Annotated in this window: 23 protein-coding genes and 2 tRNA genes; 12 read left to right on the top strand and 13 right to left on the bottom strand. The window is 45.1% G+C overall.

The features are described 5' to 3' along the window. Positions 1-255: 255 nt before the first annotated feature. Positions 256-1152 carry an alpha/beta fold hydrolase gene (locus tag NIES593_RS22405; RefSeq protein WP_073601694.1) on the bottom strand — a complete coding sequence of 299 codons (897 nt, stop codon included), beginning with the start codon at positions 1150-1152 and terminating at the stop codon, positions 256-258. Between the two features lie 179 nt (positions 1153-1331). Here NIES593_RS22405 and NIES593_RS22400 point away from each other — a divergent pair, with 179 nt between their 5' ends. Then, a complete protein-coding gene (locus NIES593_RS22400) occupies positions 1332-1865 on the top strand; it encodes a 2TM domain-containing protein (RefSeq protein ID WP_073601695.1) in 534 nt (177 codons plus the stop codon). Between the two features lie 50 nt (positions 1866-1915). Here the strand turns inward: NIES593_RS22400 and NIES593_RS22395 are convergent, their stop codons facing one another. Further along, positions 1916-3364 carry a hemolysin family protein gene (locus NIES593_RS22395; protein WP_073601693.1) on the bottom strand — a complete coding sequence of 483 codons (1449 nt, stop codon included), beginning with the start codon at positions 3362-3364 and terminating at the stop codon, positions 1916-1918. A 68-nt stretch (positions 3365-3432) separates the two neighbouring features. Then, entirely contained in the window at positions 3433-4137 is a 705-nt protein-coding gene (locus NIES593_RS22390; RefSeq protein ID WP_073601692.1) for a hypothetical protein, read from the bottom strand. A 180-nt stretch (positions 4138-4317) separates the two neighbouring features. Between NIES593_RS22390 and NIES593_RS22385 the strand changes: the two genes are divergently transcribed. Further along, positions 4318-4390 (top strand) — tRNA-Ile (locus NIES593_RS22385). Positions 4391-4504: 114 nt separating this feature from the next. Here the strand turns inward: NIES593_RS22385 and NIES593_RS24440 are convergent. From NIES593_RS24440 to NIES593_RS22370, 3 genes are all read right to left on the bottom strand, one after another. Next, on the bottom strand, positions 4505-4642 hold the full coding sequence (locus NIES593_RS24440) for a hypothetical protein (RefSeq protein WP_175561215.1): 138 nt from the start codon (positions 4640-4642) through the stop codon (positions 4505-4507). 285 nt (positions 4643-4927) lie between these two features. Next, positions 4928-5287: a hypothetical protein gene (locus NIES593_RS23350; protein ID WP_083602520.1), complete on the bottom strand. Its 360-nt coding sequence runs from the start codon at positions 5285-5287 to the stop codon at positions 4928-4930. A 118-nt stretch (positions 5288-5405) separates the two neighbouring features. Continuing rightward, a tRNA-Asn gene (locus tag NIES593_RS22370) sits at positions 5406-5477 on the bottom strand. A gap of 161 nt (positions 5478-5638) precedes the next feature. On the opposite strand from NIES593_RS22370, the gene NIES593_RS22365 reads away from it, so the two are divergent. The 5 genes from NIES593_RS22365 (at position 5639) to NIES593_RS22345 (ending at position 9150) form a co-directional block, all read left to right on the top strand. Continuing rightward, on the top strand, positions 5639-6370 hold the full coding sequence (locus tag NIES593_RS22365) for a response regulator transcription factor (protein ID WP_073601689.1): 732 nt from the start codon (positions 5639-5641) through the stop codon (positions 6368-6370). A gap of 168 nt (positions 6371-6538) precedes the next feature. Then, positions 6539-6904 carry a hypothetical protein gene (locus NIES593_RS22360; protein WP_073601688.1) on the top strand — a complete coding sequence of 122 codons (366 nt, stop codon included), beginning with the start codon at positions 6539-6541 and terminating at the stop codon, positions 6902-6904. A gap of 255 nt (positions 6905-7159) precedes the next feature. Beyond that, positions 7160-7381 carry a DUF167 domain-containing protein gene (locus tag NIES593_RS22355; RefSeq protein ID WP_073601687.1) on the top strand — a complete coding sequence of 74 codons (222 nt, stop codon included), beginning with the start codon at positions 7160-7162 and terminating at the stop codon, positions 7379-7381. Positions 7382-7759: 378 nt separating this feature from the next. After that, positions 7760-8686, top strand: coding sequence for a tetratricopeptide repeat protein (locus tag NIES593_RS22350; protein WP_073601686.1), 927 nt, complete (start codon positions 7760-7762; stop codon positions 8684-8686). An 11-nt stretch (positions 8687-8697) separates the two neighbouring features. Continuing rightward, entirely contained in the window at positions 8698-9150 is a 453-nt protein-coding gene (locus NIES593_RS22345) for a hypothetical protein (RefSeq protein ID WP_073601685.1), read from the top strand. On the opposite strand, the gene trpA is transcribed toward NIES593_RS22345, so the two are convergent. The 3 genes from trpA to ndhL all read right to left on the bottom strand — a co-directional run bounded on the left by trpA (position 9143) and on the right by ndhL (position 10887). Continuing rightward, positions 9143-9937 carry a tryptophan synthase subunit alpha gene (gene trpA, locus NIES593_RS22340; RefSeq protein ID WP_073601684.1) on the bottom strand — a complete coding sequence of 265 codons (795 nt, stop codon included), beginning with the start codon at positions 9935-9937 and terminating at the stop codon, positions 9143-9145. The two genes, NIES593_RS22345 and trpA, sit on opposite strands and share 8 nt — an antisense overlap. A 355-nt stretch (positions 9938-10292) precedes the next feature. Further along, positions 10293-10625, bottom strand: coding sequence for a DUF3007 family protein (locus NIES593_RS22335; protein ID WP_073601683.1), 333 nt, complete (start codon positions 10623-10625; stop codon positions 10293-10295). Positions 10626-10656: 31 nt separating this feature from the next. Further along, complete coding sequence (gene ndhL / locus NIES593_RS22330; RefSeq protein ID WP_015144870.1) at positions 10657-10887, bottom strand: NAD(P)H-quinone oxidoreductase subunit L; 231 nt, start codon at positions 10885-10887, stop codon at positions 10657-10659. Between the two features lie 206 nt (positions 10888-11093). Here ndhL and NIES593_RS24435 point away from each other — a divergent pair, with 206 nt between their 5' ends. Then, entirely contained in the window at positions 11094-11252 is a 159-nt protein-coding gene (locus NIES593_RS24435) for a hypothetical protein (RefSeq protein ID WP_175561214.1), read from the top strand. A gap of 229 nt (positions 11253-11481) precedes the next feature. Next, positions 11482-12015, top strand: a complete 534-nt coding sequence (gene rsmD, locus NIES593_RS22325) for a 16S rRNA (guanine(966)-N(2))-methyltransferase RsmD (RefSeq protein ID WP_073601682.1) — start codon at positions 11482-11484, stop codon at positions 12013-12015. Here the strand turns inward: rsmD and NIES593_RS22320 are convergent. Continuing rightward, positions 11995-12264: a hypothetical protein gene (locus NIES593_RS22320; RefSeq protein ID WP_073601681.1), complete on the bottom strand. Its 270-nt coding sequence runs from the start codon at positions 12262-12264 to the stop codon at positions 11995-11997. The genes rsmD and NIES593_RS22320 overlap by 21 nt on opposite strands. Positions 12265-12415: 151 nt before the next feature. Between NIES593_RS22320 and leuS the strand changes: the two genes are divergently transcribed. Further along, positions 12416-15058 carry a leucine--tRNA ligase gene (gene leuS, locus NIES593_RS22315; RefSeq protein WP_073601680.1) on the top strand — a complete coding sequence of 881 codons (2643 nt, stop codon included), beginning with the start codon at positions 12416-12418 and terminating at the stop codon, positions 15056-15058. 151 nt (positions 15059-15209) lie between these two features. On the opposite strand, the gene NIES593_RS22310 is transcribed toward leuS, so the two are convergent. Then, entirely contained in the window at positions 15210-15812 is a 603-nt protein-coding gene (locus tag NIES593_RS22310) for a Crp/Fnr family transcriptional regulator (RefSeq protein ID WP_073601679.1), read from the bottom strand. 327 nt (positions 15813-16139) lie between these two features. Here NIES593_RS22310 and NIES593_RS22305 point away from each other — a divergent pair, with 327 nt between their 5' ends. Next, positions 16140-16364: an NblA/ycf18 family protein gene (locus tag NIES593_RS22305; RefSeq protein ID WP_245817713.1), complete on the top strand. Its 225-nt coding sequence runs from the start codon at positions 16140-16142 to the stop codon at positions 16362-16364. Positions 16365-16374: 10 nt separating this feature from the next. Here NIES593_RS22305 and NIES593_RS22300 read toward each other — a convergent pair whose 3' ends face one another. After that, positions 16375-17505 carry an aldo/keto reductase gene (locus tag NIES593_RS22300; protein WP_073601678.1) on the bottom strand — a complete coding sequence of 377 codons (1131 nt, stop codon included), beginning with the start codon at positions 17503-17505 and terminating at the stop codon, positions 16375-16377. A 36-nt stretch (positions 17506-17541) separates the two neighbouring features. Beyond that, entirely contained in the window at positions 17542-18051 is a 510-nt protein-coding gene (locus NIES593_RS22295; protein WP_015144863.1) for a bifunctional nuclease family protein, read from the bottom strand. Between the two features lie 232 nt (positions 18052-18283). On the opposite strand from NIES593_RS22295, the gene NIES593_RS22290 reads away from it, so the two are divergent. Next, entirely contained in the window at positions 18284-18973 is a 690-nt protein-coding gene (locus NIES593_RS22290) for a riboflavin synthase (protein WP_073601677.1), read from the top strand. Positions 18974-19320: the final 347 nt, after the last annotated feature.

Raw genomic sequence — 19320 nt, 5'->3', positions numbered from 1 at the left:
CCGTTAATAAGTTGGACATAGAGCCAGTATAACATAAAAATATGTCTAGGATTATTCAACTATGTCTAATTATTTAAGTTCTGCTGCCTACCCTAGCATTAGAGAACTGGTTTGAGGCTTGCGCAGCCTGACGGTAAAGATACTGCTGCTGAAGTCAGTGGTTAGTGGTTAATTGTCTCCTCCTCCCAGAAGTCCCCCAGTCTCTCCTACTTCCAACTTCCAAATTCCGAGTTCCCCCAACTCCCCCAATCTCCTCTATTTCATGATAGAAGAATTCGCCAGAACCCAAGAAAGAATTAGTGCATTTACCTGTTCGGGGACTTCATCGTGGGGACAATGGCCCGCTTGGAGATAATATTCGGTTAAGCTGGGGTAATATTGACGGAATTTTGCTCCGCGTTCTCTTGCTTTTATCCAGGGATCGCCTTCTCCCCAAATTGTCAACAGCGGACAAGTCATCTGTTTGAGTAAAGCATCGACTTTTTCACCTTCTCGAGTTTTGAACACGGAAGCAAATACCTGTGCCGCACCTTTATCGCAAGAGGGACGATAGATTTCTTCTACTAATTGCTCGGTAACAGCACTGCGATCGAGATAAACTTTTTGCAGGGTTTTACGAATGGTCGATCGCTGGCGCACGTACTGAAATAAAAGATAACTTGCCCAGGGTTGCAATAAAATCGAGCGAATTAACGTTGATAATAAATTCTGTTTTTGAGTGGGTTGAGTATCTGTAAAGGGACCCGCACTATTGAGCAGAACGATCCCTGCCGCCGAAGCGGGACGTTGTGCCGCTACGCATAATGAGGCATAGCCTCCCAGGGAATTCCCTGCTAGAACTGCTGGCTGACCGATGACTTGTGTAATAAAATCGTGTAATTGATCGCGCCATAAATTGCCACTGTACAGTAAATTCGGCTTTGCCGACCGTCCGAATCCTAATAAGTCGATCGCCCACACTTCAAAATCCTGCTGGAGTTCGGCAATATTTTTGCGCCAGTGATCTGTGGAAGCACCAAATCCGTGAACTAACAGGAGAGGGGGTCGTCCTGCTTGTTTGGCACCTGCTTTAACGTAATAGATGGAATGTCCTTGCCACTGCCAATAAGTACCGGGAATAGGGGCAGCAGATGCGACTGGGGCTACTTGCATGGTTCAACTAATGTTAAGTAATGCTAACTTTTTTTAGTGTATCTCGGTTTTTGAGGGGAAAGAACGCTCGCTTCGTCAATAGCCAGTGACAAATTTTGATAAAGGAAAGCCAGTTGGGCGATCGCTTCGGCATAATAGAAACAGAAAGCTTCTCAGCAGGTCGATCTCAACTGCAAATTATGACAGCTTCAGAATTTCAACCGCCTCAAATTTATACCCAAGAGGATGTCCAGCAAATTCTCCATCTGGCGATCGCTAAGAAAACCGATCGAGGAGAATTGTCTAGAGAGCAATTGTGGGAAATTGCAGCAGAACTAGAAATTGACAGCGAATCGTTGCAAGCAGCCGAACGAGATTGGCTTAATCGTAGATTGTTAGACAAAAAGCGACAAGAGTTCGATCTGTATCGGCGAGATCTTCTCAAACAAAAAGTGACTCGATACGCGATCGTCAACATTTTTCTAGTCTCTCTCGATTTTCTCTCTGGCGGTGCTCTGTCTTGGTCGCTCTATATACTGTTGATCTGGGGATTGGGACTAGCGCTAGACACTTGGAAAACTTTTCAAACCAAAGGCGAAGCTTACGAGCAAGCTTTCCAAAGATGGAACCTTAAGAATGAAATGAGACAAACTCTAGCAAGTCTTTGGAGTAAATTCAAAAATTGGTGGGAACCTCAAACGACGACCAGCGATTCTACAGTTGACGATTGGTAAGTAGCGATCGCTCAAATGTTAGAGAAACTGTCTATGACGATTGCAAGAAGTTAGGTTTCTCTAAATTTCTCCGCCCTTATCAAATCGGTATTGCCATTGTTGGAAAAAGGCAGATCTTCTAGCCATGTAAATTCATTGTCATTGCTCTCATCTGAATTGGGATCGGAGGGAGGGGGTTGGTGTCGATGAATGCGAATTAGCTCTAAGCGAGGACCTTGAGCTGAGACGACGGTAAATTCTAGATTTTCATAGAGCAAAGTATCGCCTTGAGCGGGAATTTTTTGCCACTGATGGATAAGAAATCCGCCGAGAGTTTGATATTCGTCTGCAAGGGGCAAGTCTAGTTCTAGCAACTCATTGACTTCATCTAAGTTCATCTGAGCTTGAACCAAGTAAGTCTGCTCGTCTATCATTTGCAGGGCAATAGTTTCCGATCTTTCTCCTTCGAGGTTGTCGCCAATGATTTCTGAGACTAAATCTTGAAGGGTTACTAATCCAGACGTGCCGCCAAATTCATCGACCACCACGACCATTTGCTGATGCGATCGCTGCATGAGTGAGAGTAGTTCTCTTAAAGGAGTCGTTTCCGGCACGAAGCGCACGGGTTTGATCCAAGGATGAATCGGCGTATCGGATTGCAGCTCGCCTTGCACTAATGGTAAGGCGAGGTCTTTAAAATCGATGATGCCGCGAATATCGTCTAGGGACTCTCCTTTGACGGGATAGCGAGAATGTCCTGTAGTCGTCACCTCATTGAGAAGAGCTTCAAAGGTTGCCGTGTCGGGAATAGCGATCAGTTGAGTGCGGGGAACCATGACTTCAGATGCCGTTACGTCTCCAAACTCGAATACGTTTTGGAGAAGTTCTCGTTCTCTAGCTTCTAACCCTGTCGATTCGACTTCCGTAGCAATAATTAACTGTAGTTCTTCTGGAGTAACGCGCGCGTACCAACCGCGATCGCTATACTTAATCCCAAAAATTCGCAGCAAACAACGGGTAGAATGGTTCAAAATCCAAAGAAATGGGTTGAAAATCCGCGCGATCGCACCTATGGGCGGTCCTAAAAAGCGGGCTAGCTGTTCTGAATACAGAAGCGCTATTGATTTCGGGCAAAGTTCTCCTAAAATGATTTGCAGGTAGGCAATCAGAAAAAAGGCGATCGGGATTGCCAAGCCGTGAGAAAACGCTCCAGTTATTGCTGAGGGAAGCGGCAGATGGGCGAATAGCACTTTGATGAATACTGCCATAGTACTTTCACCAATCCACCCTAACGCCAAGCTAGAGAGCGTGATTCCTAACTGCGTGGTCGATAGCAAGCGATCGATGCTTCGCTGTAAGGATTGAACCGTCTGCGCTTGAATATCTCCAGCTTCTACTAACTGGCTAATGCGCGATCGCCGCACGGAAACGATAGAAAACTCAGCGGTGACAAAAAAGGCGTTGATCGCAATCAGGAACACGACTGACAACAATCGCAGCAATATGTCTTGAATAGTCATCTGGATTATAAATTCTGCAAGCGCTTGGCGCTTTGAGTCGGGCTATAAAGAATCGTTGTCCTTGTCACCTACCTAACGGGAATATTAGAGATATTCAGCTTGAGTTTTTGAGCGGGATAATCTGTCAAGTTTAGAGAAATTTGCTGACCTTCATCAACTAACTCTAGAGGAATTCTGACTATACCCGTAAAACTTTCTCCATTAGCAGGTAATTCTCCAGGTAAACCCTCTACGATCGCGCTCAGCGGTCGTCCTTTTTTATCTTTCACTTCCAAGAAACTATACAAAAATTGTACCGGAGCCGAACCCTCATTGCTCAGATTCACTTCTAGCAATAAAGATCCTCCTTTTTGGGTCGCTTTAACCACCTCAAGGCTAACTTCTCTATCGCTGGTTTTCAGCGGAAAGTTAGCTTCTTCGCTGGAAGTTTGACTGGATTTTGGCTCCTCATTCGAGGAAGCCAAATTTTGTCGATCTTTGTTGGTAAGATCGGATTTCTCGTCCCGATCCCTGCCATTGATGCGATTATAGACTTGCGTCAAAATTTTCTTTTCATCTAATGGGACAAATTCTTGAGGGTTAGCATCCTTGTTGGCATTACTCGCCAATCTCTTAGCGGGATTGGCATCGGGTTGGCTAACTCCTTTGAGAGCATCGCGACCCATTTTGTATGCGATCGAAGCACTAATCAGACCGCTTCCTATCATCGCTACCAACAAGGTTAGGGCTGGCGTTGAGGGCGATTTACCTAGATTAAACGATGTAAATTTCATTACCCGATAACTACTATCAAAAATTAGGCTAAATAAGTTGCTTCCATTGTAAGAATTGTCGCCGATCAGATAAAACCATAATTAAAGAAGCTATTGTGTAGGTATATATAGATATAATAGTATCTGGACTGAATGGCTGATGGTTAATTGCAATCCAATCGTCCACTCAAAATTTATGAACCAGGGTTGGCCGAGCGGTTGAGGCAGCGAACTCATAATTCGCGCTAGGCAGGTTCAACTCCTGCACCCTGGATTCTTTGGCGTTGCTGAATTAGGATATGAATCTGAGTTGTGGGAGGAAAGAGTAACGAACAGGTACATCCCAGAACTTGAGGTAGTCAATTAACAACCGCATAGAAATATGTTTTTACTGCAAGCCGATCGCTTCTGATGGTCTACAGCCAGTCTTAAACCAGAACTCAATCAATGGCACGTAATGAGCATAATACTTGTTAACCTCAAAAGCGTTTGAGACGAGTTCTATCTCTTCTTGACTAAAAGCCATTGGTTGATTTTTGCGAGTCTGCTTTCTGGTGGGTAGTTCCTTGGCCATGCCCTCGAAGAGTCGGCAGTTTTTCCTCTAAAAATCTATAAGAGTGGAGGATATAATTTAGAAAGCTCAAAAGCTTCGATAGCAAGATTAACTTGTCTGGTCTTATTGATAGCGATCGCGTATGCTTTTTCAACCCTCAAGGGAAAAGCTATTAAATTAATTGGACAACAAAAATACATCGGTCGTTTGAGAAAAATTCGGCAATCAAAGACGAGAAACAGTAACTTTTGGCTAGGATTATATGGGAATGTCTGGATAATAACTAAGGAATTTGTTGCCCAAGGGGTAGAGGAATTGATGAGAGTTAGTCTCAATAAGCTGCCATTTTATCAAAAAGGTCTGAGGGCTATGAACACTATACAGCAAGCCTTTTAGCCTTGTTGTCACCCCGTCAGGGTCAAAACGCTCGAACGTAATATCGCTATCAATTAAGGCTGCCTGAGCTAAGGCAGCCGCGATCGTGGTTTTAGATTCTTTGCCAATGGTTAAGCTATAACGTTTGCCTTGTAGTTGCCAGCGTAACCTGATGGAATCCCGATAGCGTTCGATGTTAATTCTCCCTATCTTCTTTTTTCCAGTGAAGGTAGCCTGTACCATGCAGTATCTTCTTTTTGTGAGATACCACGATACTACTTTGATACCAGTTTCTACGACCAAACCTCGACTTGCTTGGTGGGAGGGCAGAAGACTTTAACGGATTGGTCGTCATTTCAAACTCCCCGGGTAGGATTCGAACCTACGACCAATCGGTTAACAGCCGACCGCTCTACCGCTGAGCTACCGAGGATTGCTGACAACAGCTTCCTATTATAGCGACAGGTCGGATAATTTTGCAAGAGGTTAATCGTTAAAAAATATCTTTGGCGATCGCTCCGCCTCGGATCGCGAGCGAGAAACTCGTATATTATTTGGATAAGGAGGAGCCAATTGCCCGCAATAGAACCTTCTATGAGATTTCTCCTGGTTGAAGATGATGTAGCGCTAGCTGTCAGCTTATCTGAAGCGCTTGCCAACCAACGCTATGCGGTTGATGTCGTTCAAAATGGGGAAGCGGCTTGGCAGCAAATCGCAACAATCGACTATGACCTCGTTTTGTTAGACGTGATGCTGCCTAAATTAGATGGCATTAGCTTGTGCAAGCGGCTGCGCGATCGCGGTTTTCTCAAACCCATCCTCATTCTGACTGCCTGCGATGCTAGCACCGACAAAGTTGCTGGATTAGATGCCGGAGCCGATGACTATATCGTCAAACCTTTCGATTTATCGGAGCTATTTGCCAGAATTCGAGCCTTGCTGCGTAGGGGCGAGATTTGTGCGTCTCCGATTTTAACCTGGGGCAGCTTGCGCCTCAATCCGAGTACCTTTGAAGTCACTTATGGCGGTCGTTTCCTCCACATCACTCCCAAAGAATACGCAATCCTAGAACTTCTCATGCGTTATGGTCGGCGGGTTATCAGTCGCAGCGTCATTATCGAACACATCTGGTCTTTAGAAGAATCGCCAACAGAAGAAACAGTCAAAGCGCATATCAAAAGCCTGCGCCACAAACTAAACGCCGTAGGCGCTCCCAAGCAGTTAATCGAGACGGTTCACGGTATCGGTTATCGACTCAACATGCCGCGACAATCAACTTTAGTAGAGGAGTTGGGTAGCGAGCGAGATGCTTTGAGGGAACCTTAAGGAAAACTGGGGTGCGATGCAGGTTCGGGCTTCGCTTACTTAATCTTTTGCGATAAAAGTTGGCGACTTCTTCCCGATTTCTTCCCGATTTCCCTCACAAAATTTTGAGGTTGGGGAATTACACTAAGCAGTGGATACTAGCATCGACTGCGAAAGGAAGGAACTGAAATGACTATCTCGACCTCAATCTGGGTAAAATCAGTGCAAAAATCGATCGATGAGGAAATTGAAAAAGCACTGCAACTTTATTCGGATGAATTGTGTGAGAAAATTTTAGCGATTCCTGGTTTTCGTCAAAAATTGAGCGCCTATGTTCTAGATAAAATTGAGACAGAAAACCCAGATCTCAAAAATAGGCAACATCGACTCTCGAAAACTAAGTTTCCTTATCGGTCTCTAGAACTTCGCTTGCTCATCGAACGTTATGTTACTGAGGGAATTGCCCAGATTCTCGATTTGCATTTAGAGATGTTAGATTGTTATATTCCCAAAGATGATTATCTATTTTGTCCGTCTTGTTCCTATGTCGGCTAAGAAGACATCCCAAAAGTCCATTTTGTCATTCCCAGTGCAGGAAGTTAGTATATTCAGATGTTTCGCGTCGCGATCGCTACGCTCAACATGACATACTATACCTTTGAGACAACCTGTACCTGTAAGATAGCGTTCGGTCGCTCTCGCTGAGAGTTAATTGCCCAACCCTAATTCTAACAACAGGGTTAGGTTGTTGCTTTTCTGAATCTTGGAGCTGTCGATCGGTAGGCTTTTGAATTGAATAACAGAAAGTTGATGAAAATTCAAGTAAAAGTTAAACCTAACTCTAGACAACAAAAAATAGAAGAAGTTGATGGCGGAAGTTTAGTGATTTGTTTAAAATCGCCCCCAATTGATGGAAAAGCTAATCAAGAACTCATCGAACTGCTTGCCAAAAAATTCAAAGTCGCGAAATCACAAGTTTTGATTAAGTTCGGTTTATCTTCAAAAAATAAGTTAGTAGAAATTGCTTTTTAGTTAGCTTTTTAGTTAGTAGTTAGTTAACCAAGAAATGAATTTCTTGGCTCAAAATTTAAGTCCGTCTTATAGGACTTAAGGGATTAGACAGAGAATTGATTCTCTGGCTTTCGAGAATGAAATAGCCCTGTGTTAGTAGTTAGTGGGAAATCTTCTACTAACGACTATAGCAGTCTTAATTGATTGGTGAGTGCGAGCATCCTGCTCGCGTGTAAGCCTAACTTGCGAGCAGGATGCTCGCACTACATAAAAATGTTCATAACTCATTTAGGATTGCTACATCTACTACCCAATAATTATTGAAGTTTGACAACTCGTCTTTTGACATCGCTAGAAATCTTGCCGAAAATTAGGAGCGATCGCGATTAAAAAGGGAAAATGCTACCCCAATTCGCTCTGAGAAAGCTTGCCAAGTTTTGGATTTCGGTATTGCTCTTCGTTTCCCTCTTTGGTCGGGCGACTCAAGCAGCAGAAATCGATCCGATCTTCGCGCAAGAGTGGTTTAAAGCGGGTGTTGAAGAGACGCAACAAGGACATTACCAACAAGCACTGTTAGACTTTGATAAAGCGATCGCACTCGATTCTAATTTGGCAGCTGCCTATAGCAATCGCTGTTTGGTACGCATTTATCTAAATGATTACCAACAAGCCAAACAAGATTGTACTCATGCTTTGCAACATCAGCCAACAAATGATTTAGCCTATTTACATCGCGGACTGGCTGCCTATCGACTCGGCGATTATCAAAGCGCGATCGCAGATTATAACGCTGCCATCCAACTCAAACCCGATAGCTTTCTGGCTTACTATAACCGAGGACTAGCCTATGCCGCTCAAGAAAAATATTTAGAAGCCATTGCCGACTATAATCAAGCCTTGCGTCAGATGTCTGCCCTCGATGGCACCCAACTCGCCACTATCTACAATGACAGGGGATTGGCTTATTTTGGTTTGGGCAATTTGGAAAAAGCGATCGCGGATTACGATCGCGCTATTCGTTTCGACAGCAAAAATTCTCTAGCCTACTATAACCGCGCTTTGATCTGTCAAAGACAAGGGCACTATCGAGAAGCCATTGCCAACTTTACCCTATCCCTACAAAACGATCCCAATCGCGCTGAGGCATACATCAATCGCGGTTTGCTTCGCCATCAACTCGGTTATTACCAAACGGCATTAACAGATTTGCGCTTGGGTGCAGAATGTTTTGGCCAGCAAGGAAAGTTAGTTGCTTATCGACACATCCTCAAGCTAATCGAGCAAATTCAGCAAAGTTTTTCTGGTTCTGAAAATATCATTGTTTGATTCGTTCTTTTATGAAACAAAAACTTGTGCTTCTTTCGGCTTCGCTAATTGGTTTGACATTATTTGGAACTGTCGCAACCGCTCAATTGCAAAGAAATGTTGAGCTTAAAGACGGAGAAAGACACGAACATAAAATGATGGAAATTCCTGACGGCCAACCCGTTCCCACGGTAGATTTAATCGTTCATCGGGATGCCTTGAAGGGATGGAATTTAGAACTGAAAGTAACTAATTTTGCATTTGCTCCAGAAAAGGTCAATCAAAGTAGTAATTTCAAAGAAGGACATGCCCATCTCTACGTTAATGGCAAAAAAATCACCCGTCTTTATGGGAATTGGTATTATCTCGACCGATTGGAACCGGGACGCAACGAAATTAAAGTTAGTTTAAATGCTAACGGTCACGAAACTTTTATGCATCGTGGCAAAGCAATCGAAGATGTGGCAATTGTTGAAGTTAGATAATAGCCCGCTTGAGACTTTGGCAAAATTGAGCGATCGCTTCTAAACCTTGTTCTGGCGATCCTTCAGCCAGTCGTTTGACAAAAGCACTGCCAACGATAACGGCATCTGCCCCCCATTGTTTGACTTGTAAAGCCTGTTCGGGTGCGGAGATGCCAAAACCTACGCCAATTGGTTTATCAGTGGTGCTGCGAATAGCTGAAAGTAAATCTTGAACTTGGCTGGCAATTTGAGGACGCATTCCCGTTACGCCAGTGACGCTGACGAGATAGATAAATCCTTGCGACTGCTGCGCGATCGCGTCTATTCTCTCAGGTGGAGTCGTAGGGGCTATCAACAGGGTTACCTCAATCCCCATCTCGGCGGCTGGTTTTAGGAGGGTTTGCGCTTCTTCTAGGGGTAAATCGGGGACGACTAATCCTCGCACGCCAGCATCGGCAATTTGTCTGAGAAAACTGTCAATTCCCCGATAGTAAATCGGATTGTAGTAGGTAAATAAAATAATCGGTGCCTTAATCTCTTTGCCGACTGTCTTAACTACATGCAAGACATCTTCTAGCTTCACTCCGCGTCCTAAAGCCCTCGTGGCAGCCGCTTGAATGACCGGACCATCTGCGAGGGGATCTGAGTAGGGAACTCCCAACTCGATGAGATCGGCACCGGAGCGATCGAGGATTTGTAAAGCTTTAGCGGTAGTGTTTAAATCGGGATCGCCAGCAGTGATAAAGGGAATTAAGGCGCATTGAGCGCGATCGCGTAAGGATTTTAAGCAGTTGGAAACAGAGGTCATTCGATGAAAGGATTTTGGATACGAGTTTAATAGCCGACTTTTTATTCTCTCACGCTAGATTCCCGGATGTTAAGCTCATCCCATCCTTAAAAAGAGCAAAATTTCAAGTCATATCAAATCCGGATGAATGACCACAATAACCAGTAGTGCGAAAGATCCTTTGCTATCGCTGGAGGGACGCTCCGCGTCTTGGTCGCGAGCGGGACGTATGCCCTTAAGCGCACGCTGCGATGAGCGTACTACATATATTTTATGACTAATTAAACGGATTTGATATCATTTGTTCTTTTCCCTTTCCCCCAATGACTATCCTTACAAAAATAAGGCTTTCTCGCCTCCTGTTGGTAAACTCACATTAGGCTTTCTTCTGTGCCTTGGTTTGCTTGGTTTGTTTTTCTTGCTCCACCTCAGAGAGTAACTTTTCTAGTTCTTCTGGTGCCATTTCATCGAGACGTTTTTGCAAGATGGCATCTTCATAGTCTCTACGTTGCTGGTTGTAAGTCATATTTTTTGTCAAGACTCGAAACAAATAAGTCAGCGTCCAACCGACTAACCCAGCGACTAAGATCGCCTGACTCCAAACCCCAGCTGAGAGACTGTCTAATCCAAATGCCTGCAAAAACAGATAGATAACTCCACCTGCTGCAAAAATGCCGATTCCAATTCCTATGACATCAATTCGTCGCATTAATTTTGTAATCGAAAAGTCTGTTTGAGCTTTAGGCTTTTAGAACCCGGCGTTTGGGACGAAAATTCAGAAACGGACTTAGCAGCAATAGTCCGGGGAAGAAAAAGAATACCAGAAAATACATAAATCCCCGTTCAAAGGAACTGGCTACATACCAGCGATTGTTAAGATAAAAATAAACCAAACCAGGAACTATTAATAAATAGAGACCGCCTAAACTCAGATAGAGAAGAGCAATTAAAGTGGTTTCAGGAGAAAGCATTATTTCTACTATTTGTCAAGAATGAAAAGGGAGCTATCTCAAATTTATTTTATTGTATCGCTTCGGGTGCTGCCTCCCAAAAAATTGAACGGGAGCGAATAGATAGAATTGTTTGATTTGTCACTTAAGGTAAAAATATGGTATTGTAGGTAACTGCTGGTTCGCTGTAGGAAATTCTTTCTAGGCGATCGCGGGGGCGTGGCGGAATGGTAGACGCTACGGACTTAAAAAAAATTGAGCCTTGGCAGAGAAATCTGTCATGCGAACGCTCTCAAATTCAGGGAAACCTAAGTCTGGCAACAGATACGGCAATCCTGAGCCAAGCCTTAATCAAGGAAAAAGAACATTTTTACCTTTTACCTTGAAGGGAAGGTGCAGAGACTCGACGGGAGCTACCCTAACAGGTCAAGCTGAGGGTAAAGAGAGAGTCCAATTCTCAAAGCCAGCAGATGGCAGTAGCGAAAGCTGCGGGAGAATGAAAATCCGTTGACCCTAAAAGGTCGTGAGGGTTCAAGTCCCTCTGCCCCCATCTCCATAACCAATATTTTTTTGATAGCGTGACTATACTTCAACGAGGTAGAGTCACTAATTACCATGAGAATTTACGGAAATCGACAATTGAAAACCCTGCCGGGACAACTAACTCGGCCGACGGCGGCGCGAGTAAGAGAAGCATTGTTTAATATCTGGCAGGGCAAGATTGCTAATTGTCGCTGGTTGGACTTGTGTGCGGGCAATGGTTCGATGGGTGCAGAGGCGTTGTGTCGGGGGGCGAGGGAAGTTGTCGGGATCGAAAAATCGCCTCAAGCTTGCGCGATTATCAAACAAAATTGGCAACAAGTAGCTACCCCGCAACAGACATTCCGAGTTATCCGGGGAGATGTCGTAACGCGCCTCAAAAACCTAGCGGGAGAAAAATTCGATCGCATTTATTTCGATCCTCCCTACGAAAGCCAATTGTATCAGCCAGTCCTAGAAGCGATCGCGCAATACCAATTTCTCGATGAAGAAGGGGAAATCGCGGTAGAACACGATCCTAAATCTTGGAAAGCAATAGAGATTCCAGGATTAAAAATTTGTCGAGAAAAAGTTTACGGCAACACGGCGTTAACTTTTTATCAAAGATAGTTGTCTAGACGGTTCGGTACAAGCCGCACAACTACATCCCCATTGATGCAAAATAGGATAGCTTTTTGAGTCGATCGCATTAAAACTAAAATTAGCCAAGTTTAGATTGGCAAACTGTACGACAGGTTCAGAGATAGCAGACTTTATATTTCGAGATGCGATCGCATCTGCACGAGCCGTAGCGATCGCTAATAAAATAACAGCTAGGCTTACAGAACTAGCAAGCAAAGTCAATAAAACTTTCTTCATTGGCTACCTCTTGATAAGGATGGACACAACTAAAACTTAATTGAGTCGATTATAGCCTCCAAAGAAATGGCTCAAAAAGTGAAAGCCTTCTAAAATTCAGTTGTGGGATGCGCTTAAAATAGGAAAATGAAGTCCTTGGAGAAACCAGAGAGTGGAGTCCCAATACAACCCAGCCAACATCGAGCAAAAATGGCAACAGAAATGGGAAGAGTCGGGGTTATACCTAACTCCAGAAAATAACACCCAGCCCAAATTCTATGCCCTATCTATGTTTCCCTATCCATCGGGAAGCCTGCACATGGGTCACGTCCGCAACTACGTAATTACAGATACAATTGCTCGATACAAGCGGATGCAAGGGTATCGCGTTCTGCACCCGATGGGTTGGGATGCCTTTGGTTTGCCTGCCGAAAATGCTGCTATTAAGCGAGGCATTCCACCAGCTAAATGGACTTACCAAAATATTGCCCAGATGAAGAAACAACTCCAGCAATTGGGACTTTCCATCGACTGGAGTCGAGAACTAGCCACTTGTGCGCCGAATTACTACAAGTGGACTCAATGGATATTCTTGCAATTTTTTAAAGCGGGATTAGCCTATCAAAAAGAAGCCGCGGTAAACTGGGATCCTGTTGACCAAACCGTCTTAGCTAACGAACAGGTCGATAGCGAAGGGCGTTCCTGGCGTTCTGGTGCAATCGTAGAACGCAAATTATTGCGCCAGTGGTTTCTCAAAATTACTGACTATGCCGAACAGTTGCTCAATGACCTCGAGAAATTGACGGGGTGGCCCGAACGGGTGAAGCTAATGCAAGCCAACTGGATTGGCAAATCCGTCGGCGCATACTTAGAATTTCCCATCGTCGGGATGGAGGAAAAGATTGGGGTCTTTACCACTCGCCCCGATACCGTGTATGGCGTGACTTACGTCGTCCTCGCCCCAGAACATCCCCTAACGCCAAAAGTCACCACTCCCAACAGAAAAGAGGCAGTTGAGGCGTTTATCCAAGAAGTCAAGGGCGAAAGCGAAATCGAACGGACGGCAGAAGATAAACCCAAACGAGGCATTTTCACGGGCGGAAAGGCAATTAATCCCTTCAACGGAGAAGAAATTCCTATTTTGATTGCCGATTACGTGCTTTATGAATACGGCACCGGTGCCGTTATGGGAGTTCCCGCCCACGATACGCGGGATTTCAAATTTGCTAACGAAAATAATCTCCCCATTAAAACTGTTATTGTCCCAGAAGGCGAGGATGGCACGAAACCTTTAGAAACAGCTTATACCGACCCAGGAATAATGATTAATTCTGGGCAGTTCGACGGGATGCCTTCGACTGAAGGAAAAACCGCCATCATCGAATATGCAGAAAAACAAGGCTATGGTAAGGCACGGGTACAGTATCGCTTGCGGGATTGGTTAATTTCTCGCCAGCGGTATTGGGGTGCGCCCATTCCAATCGTTCACTGTCCGAGTTGCGGCATCGTTCCCGTTCCAGAGGAAGATTTGCCCGTCAAGTTGCCCGAAGATGTTGAGTTTACCGGGCGCGGCCCTTCTCCATTGGCAAGACTTGAAAGTTGGGTTAACGTTCCCTGTCCGAGTTGCGGCGAAGCTGCCAAGCGGGAAACAGACACGATGGACACGTTTATCGATTCGTCGTGGTATTTCCTCCGCTACACCGATGCCAACAATGACAAGGAAATTTTTGCCTCAGATAAGGTAAATAGCTGGATGCCAGTGGATCAGTATGTAGGGGGCATCGAACACGCGATTTTGCACTTGCTTTATTCTCGCTTCTTTACTAAAGTGTTGCGAGACAGAGGCTTGTTGAATTTTGACGAACCTTTCCAACGTCTTTTGACGCAAGGAATGGTGCAGGGATTGACCTACATGAATCCCAACAAGTCTGATAAAGATAAATGGATTCCTGCCGAACTCGTCAATCCCAAAGACCCGCGCGACCCGCAGACGGGAGAACCTTTGCAGCTTGTTTACGCCACCATGTCTAAGTCAAAAGGCAATGGCGTAGCACCGGAAGAAGTAATCGCGAAATATGGCGTAGATACGGCGCGGATGTTTATTTTATTCAAAGCACCGCCCGAAAAAGATTTAGAATGGGATGAAGCCGATGTAGAAGGACAATTCCGCTTCTTAAATCGGGTTTGGCGCTTAGTTGCAGAGTTTGTTGAGAAATCATCCCCAAGAGGAAAAAAACAATCCAAAAATCAATCTCCCTCTTCAAAAGGGAGGAATCCAAAATCCGCCGTTCTCCTTGAAGAGGTTCAAGAAGCATGCGGCGGCTTCGCCAAAATCGAAAAAGATTTGCGTCGCGCCATTCACACGGCTATCAAAGAAGTTTCGGCAGATTTAGAGGGAGACTATCAATTTAATACGGCGATTTCTGAATTAATGAAGCTGAGTAATGCGCTTGGCGAGGCAAAATGTTTCGATTCGCCGGTTTATGCCGAAGGAATTGAGGCATTGCTCATCCTGCTTGCCCCTTTTGCCCCTCACATTGCCGAAGAATTGTGGCACGAATTAGGTCATGATTGTTCCATTCACCAACAAAGTTGGCTTCAAGTCGATTCCTCGGCGCTAGAGGTCGATGAAATTACCTTGGTGATTCAAATTATGGGCAAAACTCGTGGGACGATACAAGTTCCGGCAAGCGCCGATAAAGCTGCTTTAGAAAAATATGCCCGCGAATCGGAAATTGCTCAACGACATTTGCAAGGCAAAGAAGTGAAAAAGACGATCGTTGTACCTGGAAAGTTGGTGAATTTTGTTGTTTGACACTCCCGCCACTAACTGCTTTCATGCTTTCATAGTGTGGTGGGAGATTAGTAGAGTCGAGGAGAGATATTTCCCTGACCGTCGGCTCCTATCTTTTATCTGCGATCGCCAACATATGCGCTTATGCGCATGCCACGCTTTCCGCACTACATTAGTGATGAACGATCATGTGGCGATCGCTATCTAGACTGATTATCCCCTGACGCTGAAAGTCCCCCAACAGACGAGTAATCGTGACTCGTGTCGTTCCGATCGCGTTTGCCAGATTTTGATGAGTCAAACGAACTGCCAAGCGAGTTCCTTCTGGGACGGGTTGACCTAATTCTTTTTTGAGGAGTTGTAATAACTCATGCAGTCTCTCTTCGACTCGGCGCAATCCCGCGATCGCGAGTAACGCTTCTGTCTGGCGCATCCGACGTACTACCTGAGTTAACATGAGATGAGACAAATGAGGGGAGGCTTCGATTTCGCTCAAGGGATACCATTTCAAGTATAGTTCCGATAAGGCTTTGACTTGATAAGACTCGATATGCGTTAACCACATCCCAAAAAAGGTAGAAGGTTGCGCCCAACCCAATAGAATTTCTTCTCCATTTACAGACAATTGACTTAGCTGGGCAACTCCGCGATAAACTTGCCAAACGCCTTGTTCTACTAACGGAATTTCTTCGCCTCTATCATAAAAATGCAGTCTCCGTCCTTCTGCCTGTTCGTTCTGTAGTTGTGTGTGAGTGAGATTACAGGTTACTATCATGCCAATCTAAGTCCTTCCCCAAAAAAGCAGCGAGTCCGCTATTAACTTACAACGTCAAGGTAAACATAAGGTAAAAATTGACTCGATATAATACATTAAAAATACAAATGGCTTCTTTTGGTCGAGAGAGACAAGGAAACGATTAACTGGTTTTTAACGGTAACTGTCGGGAAATCTCTAGGATTTTGAGATAAACCCGCCCCTACTAACCAATGATGAAGGGCAAAGGACTGAAAAAATTTTTTCTTCATTTGTTAACTTTTATTGATAACATTAATCATAGCTTGACAAAATTGACTTTTTGCTCATCAGCTGCTATAGTAACAAATGATGAAACAGATCGAAACCAATTCCCCCGTTCAAAAGGTTCTCAGGAGTAAGTTGATGGAAATTCCCAACCAACTGACGATGGAGCAAGAGTTTAAATTGCGAGTGTTTAAAGAGCAGGTCAAAAACTTGAACCAAAACCAAGCTCAAGAGTGTTTGATCGAACTCTTTCGCCAGATGATGGTGAAAGATAATCTATACAAGCATTTACTCAAGAATATTTAACAATTTTGCCTCATTCCCAGAGACGACGACGGGGAGAACCGTTGAGGCGTTGATGAGTGTCGAGTAATAACCTTGGAATATCTAGCTGTTCGGGACAGCGAGGGAGACACTCACCGCATTCAGTGCAGCGGCTAGCCTTATTGCCGGGAAACCAATGACCTGCGTTTTCAAACATTCGGTAGCGATATTGACCGAAATCTGTCATGTCATAAGCAACGGCAAGATTGCGCAACCGTAAGACTTCAGGAATATTAATTTCTTCTGGGCAAGGCAGGCAGCGATAGCACTGACCGCAGCGATCTGTTCCCAGAGTCTGGACTAGATGAGTTTCTAGACGTTCTAGAGCAGCCATTTCCGAGGCGGTAAGCGGATAGTCGCGATCGCTAACCTCCAGGGGATCGATTAATTCTTCTGGGTTAGCGGGTCCGATGCTGAGGGTAGTAATGCGGCGGTCGCCGAGCAAAAAACGATAGTTCAATTCCAGGGGAGAGAAAGGCTGGCATAACCGTTCGAGGGTTTCTGGCGGCGTGTAGAGACGACCCCCTTTATCCGCCGGAGAGATGATGAATACGCCCATATCCTTCTGATGGGCGAGTGCGATCGCCTTTTCGTGACGCTGAAAAAAGTAGTAGTAGTGAAGATTGACAAACTCAAATAAATCGGTATTAATGGCAGCCAAGATTAATTCTAAAGAGCCATGGGTAGAGAAACCAAGATGCCGTATCTTTCCCTCTGACATGGCTTCTCTAATGGCTTGCATGCCTCCATTTTCCTGCGTAATCCAGCCGAGATGCTCCCAGGTATTAATTCCATGAATTGCCAGGCAATCGATATAGTCAAGCTGTAGGTTAACCAGCGATTGCTCGAGCCACTGACGCATTTGTCCTGCATCGGTGGTCGGTGGAAGCTTCGTCATAATGAAAATTTGCTCTCGCGGCACTGGCAGTCCGGCTTTGAGGGCGCGTCCTAAAAATTGTTCGCTCTTGCCATAGCCTCTGGCGGTTTCGACATGATTGATCCCTAGCGCGATCGCCTGCTGTAGCGTCTGTTCGAGCACTGATTCAGAAGCCAAGCAGCGCATGGTTCCCAAGGAAAAAACTGAAAGGAATAAATTCGTTTTTCCGAACCGTCGATACCGCATCACCAGTTACCCGTTAGAGCTTTAAGCGCAAGACAATTAAGAAGATTCATTCTCGTTGCCCAAGCCTCCTCGTTGAATGAAGTCTTCGGGTCGCAAATTGGCAACAAAGTCCCTAAAAGCTTTGCGTTCTTCTTCATCAGCCTCGCGATCGACGGGAATAGAAGCATCGGCTACGACTTCTTCCATGACCCAGATGGGGGCACCCGTGCGCAGAGAGATCGCGATCGCGTCGCTGGGACGACAATCAATCTCTTTTTTCTTCTCTCCTTGAGTTATGCACAAGACGGCATAGAAAGTATTATCCTGTAGGGAATGAATGATAACGCGCTCTAATTCCATCTCCCACGCTTCTAGGAGATTGACGAGCAGATCGTGGGTTAGCGGTCGAGGAGGTTTTTGTTGCTCTAGGGCACCGATAATCGCCCTAGCCTGATCTTGCCCGATATAGATTGGCAGAGCGCGACGATCTGAGCCGTCTTTGAGCAGCACGATCGGGCTACGAGTAACGGCATCCAAGGCAATTCCAGCAACTCTCATTTCAATCATAAGCTCAGCCTCTCAAGTAAGGTCGGCGTTAATCTAAGAATCAAAAGGTAAAAAGGGAAGGGAAATTGTTAGGATTGAGCAGTGGACTACACCTAGCGTGGCACCCAACAAACAGTATGCCCCAAGATGGGGGGAATATTTTTTAACTTCATGAAAAAAATACATTAAGCCAAGACGCTCTCTGTGACTCCCTTCGCTCTGATACTACTTATATTGTCTCAAATAAAGAACGGTGTTTACAGGATTAATTCAAGGAATAGGAACGATGCGATCGCTAGGGCAAGATCGCTTTGCCCTGTCAATTAAAGGAAATGCTGCCTCCATCATCTTGTCAGATTTAGCGATTGGCGATAGCGTGGCGGTGGATGGCGTTTGTCTGACTGTAGAAGACATCTTGCCCGATGGCTTCGTAGCTACTGCCTCTCCAGAAACCTTGCAGCGGACTACGCTAGGACAGCGCTCTCAGGCGGGCAATTATGTCAATTTAGAAACGTCCCTCCGAGTAGGCAGCAAACTGGGAGGACATTTCGTTACGGGTCACGTGGATGGGATGGGATGTTTGGTCGAGTCAGTCGCAACGGAAAAGTCTTGGGAAATGACCTTTGCCGCACCGCCGTCCATGTCCGAACTATGGCACTCTCGCATTGCCTGTTATCTCATTCCCAAAGGCAGCATTGCCGTCAATGGCATTAGTTTAACCGTTGCCGATTGCGACGAGCGCGGCAGTTGGTTCAAGGTAGCGGTTATTCCCCACACCTATGCCGAAACAAATCTTTGCTATCTCAATATCGGCGATTTGGTGAATTTAGAAAGTGATATTCTGGGTAAATATGTCGATAAGTTCCTCAATCATCGCCTAGCCCCCGATAATGCCCAAGAAGATATTAGCCTCACTTTTTTAGCGGAGCATGGCTATTTGTAAGTCTGGTAGTGCGAGCATCTTGCTCGCACTACAGCCTATTTTATGAATTATTTAGGATTGCTATGTACTGTGTTGCTAAGTAGCTAGGCTCAATTCAATAGAAAAGAAAACGCTCGCTGTCATGTTGTCCTTGCTAGGCGCGGGCTTTTACTCCCTCGATTACCGCGATCGATCGCTAATTCGTATTCATTCTTAAGGATTCGACCAGCTAATTCATGAGTTTTGATTTGATGCTAGTCATTTCTTTCTCTTTATACCATTTTTCATTCATTAATGACACAGATAGTCGATCGCCCTCACCCCCAACCCCTTTCCCAAATAGGGAGAGGGGAGAAGAATGTCGCTCG

It is taken from the genome of Hydrococcus rivularis NIES-593 (genome assembly GCF_001904635.1).
GTDB lineage: Bacteria > Cyanobacteriota > Cyanobacteriia > Cyanobacteriales > Microcystaceae > Hydrococcus > Hydrococcus rivularis.
Note: the sequence above shows the minus strand (reverse complement) of the source record. Positions and strands in the feature narration are given on the sequence as shown.

Excerpts from the sequence above, each read along its gene's own strand:
- NIES593_RS22295 (WP_015144863.1), bottom strand. The coding sequence starts at position 18,051 with ATGATTGAAATGAGAGTTGCTGGAATTGCCTTGGATGCCGTTACTCGT.
- NIES593_RS22355 (WP_073601687.1), top strand. The coding sequence starts at position 7,160 with ATGAAAATTCAAGTAAAAGTTAAACCTAACTCTAGACAACAAAAAATA.
- rsmD (WP_073601682.1), top strand. The coding sequence starts at position 11,482 with ATGAGAATTTACGGAAATCGACAATTGAAAACCCTGCCGGGACAACTA.
- ndhL (WP_015144870.1), bottom strand. The coding sequence starts at position 10,887 with ATGCTTTCTCCTGAAACCACTTTAATTGCTCTTCTCTATCTGAGTTTA.
- NIES593_RS22400 (WP_073601695.1), top strand. The coding sequence starts at position 1,332 with ATGACAGCTTCAGAATTTCAACCGCCTCAAATTTATACCCAAGAGGAT.
- NIES593_RS22335 (WP_073601683.1), bottom strand. The coding sequence starts at position 10,625 with ATGCGACGAATTGATGTCATAGGAATTGGAATCGGCATTTTTGCAGCA.
- NIES593_RS24440 (WP_175561215.1), bottom strand. The coding sequence starts at position 4,642 with ATGGCTTTTAGTCAAGAAGAGATAGAACTCGTCTCAAACGCTTTTGAG.
- NIES593_RS22310 (WP_073601679.1), bottom strand. The coding sequence starts at position 15,812 with ATGATAGTAACCTGTAATCTCACTCACACACAACTACAGAACGAACAG.
- NIES593_RS22305 (WP_245817713.1), top strand. The coding sequence starts at position 16,140 with ATGATGAAACAGATCGAAACCAATTCCCCCGTTCAAAAGGTTCTCAGG.
- NIES593_RS22395 (WP_073601693.1), bottom strand. The coding sequence starts at position 3,364 with ATGACTATTCAAGACATATTGCTGCGATTGTTGTCAGTCGTGTTCCTG.
- NIES593_RS22320 (WP_073601681.1), bottom strand. The coding sequence starts at position 12,264 with ATGAAGAAAGTTTTATTGACTTTGCTTGCTAGTTCTGTAAGCCTAGCT.
- NIES593_RS22390 (WP_073601692.1), bottom strand. The coding sequence starts at position 4,137 with ATGAAATTTACATCGTTTAATCTAGGTAAATCGCCCTCAACGCCAGCC.
- NIES593_RS22350 (WP_073601686.1), top strand. The coding sequence starts at position 7,760 with ATGCTACCCCAATTCGCTCTGAGAAAGCTTGCCAAGTTTTGGATTTCG.
- trpA (WP_073601684.1), bottom strand. The coding sequence starts at position 9,937 with ATGACCTCTGTTTCCAACTGCTTAAAATCCTTACGCGATCGCGCTCAA.
- NIES593_RS22360 (WP_073601688.1), top strand. The coding sequence starts at position 6,539 with ATGACTATCTCGACCTCAATCTGGGTAAAATCAGTGCAAAAATCGATC.
- NIES593_RS24435 (WP_175561214.1), top strand. The coding sequence starts at position 11,094 with ATGGTAGACGCTACGGACTTAAAAAAAATTGAGCCTTGGCAGAGAAAT.
- NIES593_RS22405 (WP_073601694.1), bottom strand. The coding sequence starts at position 1,152 with ATGCAAGTAGCCCCAGTCGCATCTGCTGCCCCTATTCCCGGTACTTAT.
- NIES593_RS22300 (WP_073601678.1), bottom strand. The coding sequence starts at position 17,505 with ATGCGGTATCGACGGTTCGGAAAAACGAATTTATTCCTTTCAGTTTTT.
- NIES593_RS22365 (WP_073601689.1), top strand. The coding sequence starts at position 5,639 with ATGAGATTTCTCCTGGTTGAAGATGATGTAGCGCTAGCTGTCAGCTTA.
- NIES593_RS22345 (WP_073601685.1), top strand. The coding sequence starts at position 8,698 with ATGAAACAAAAACTTGTGCTTCTTTCGGCTTCGCTAATTGGTTTGACA.
- NIES593_RS23350 (WP_083602520.1), bottom strand. The coding sequence starts at position 5,287 with ATGGTACAGGCTACCTTCACTGGAAAAAAGAAGATAGGGAGAATTAAC.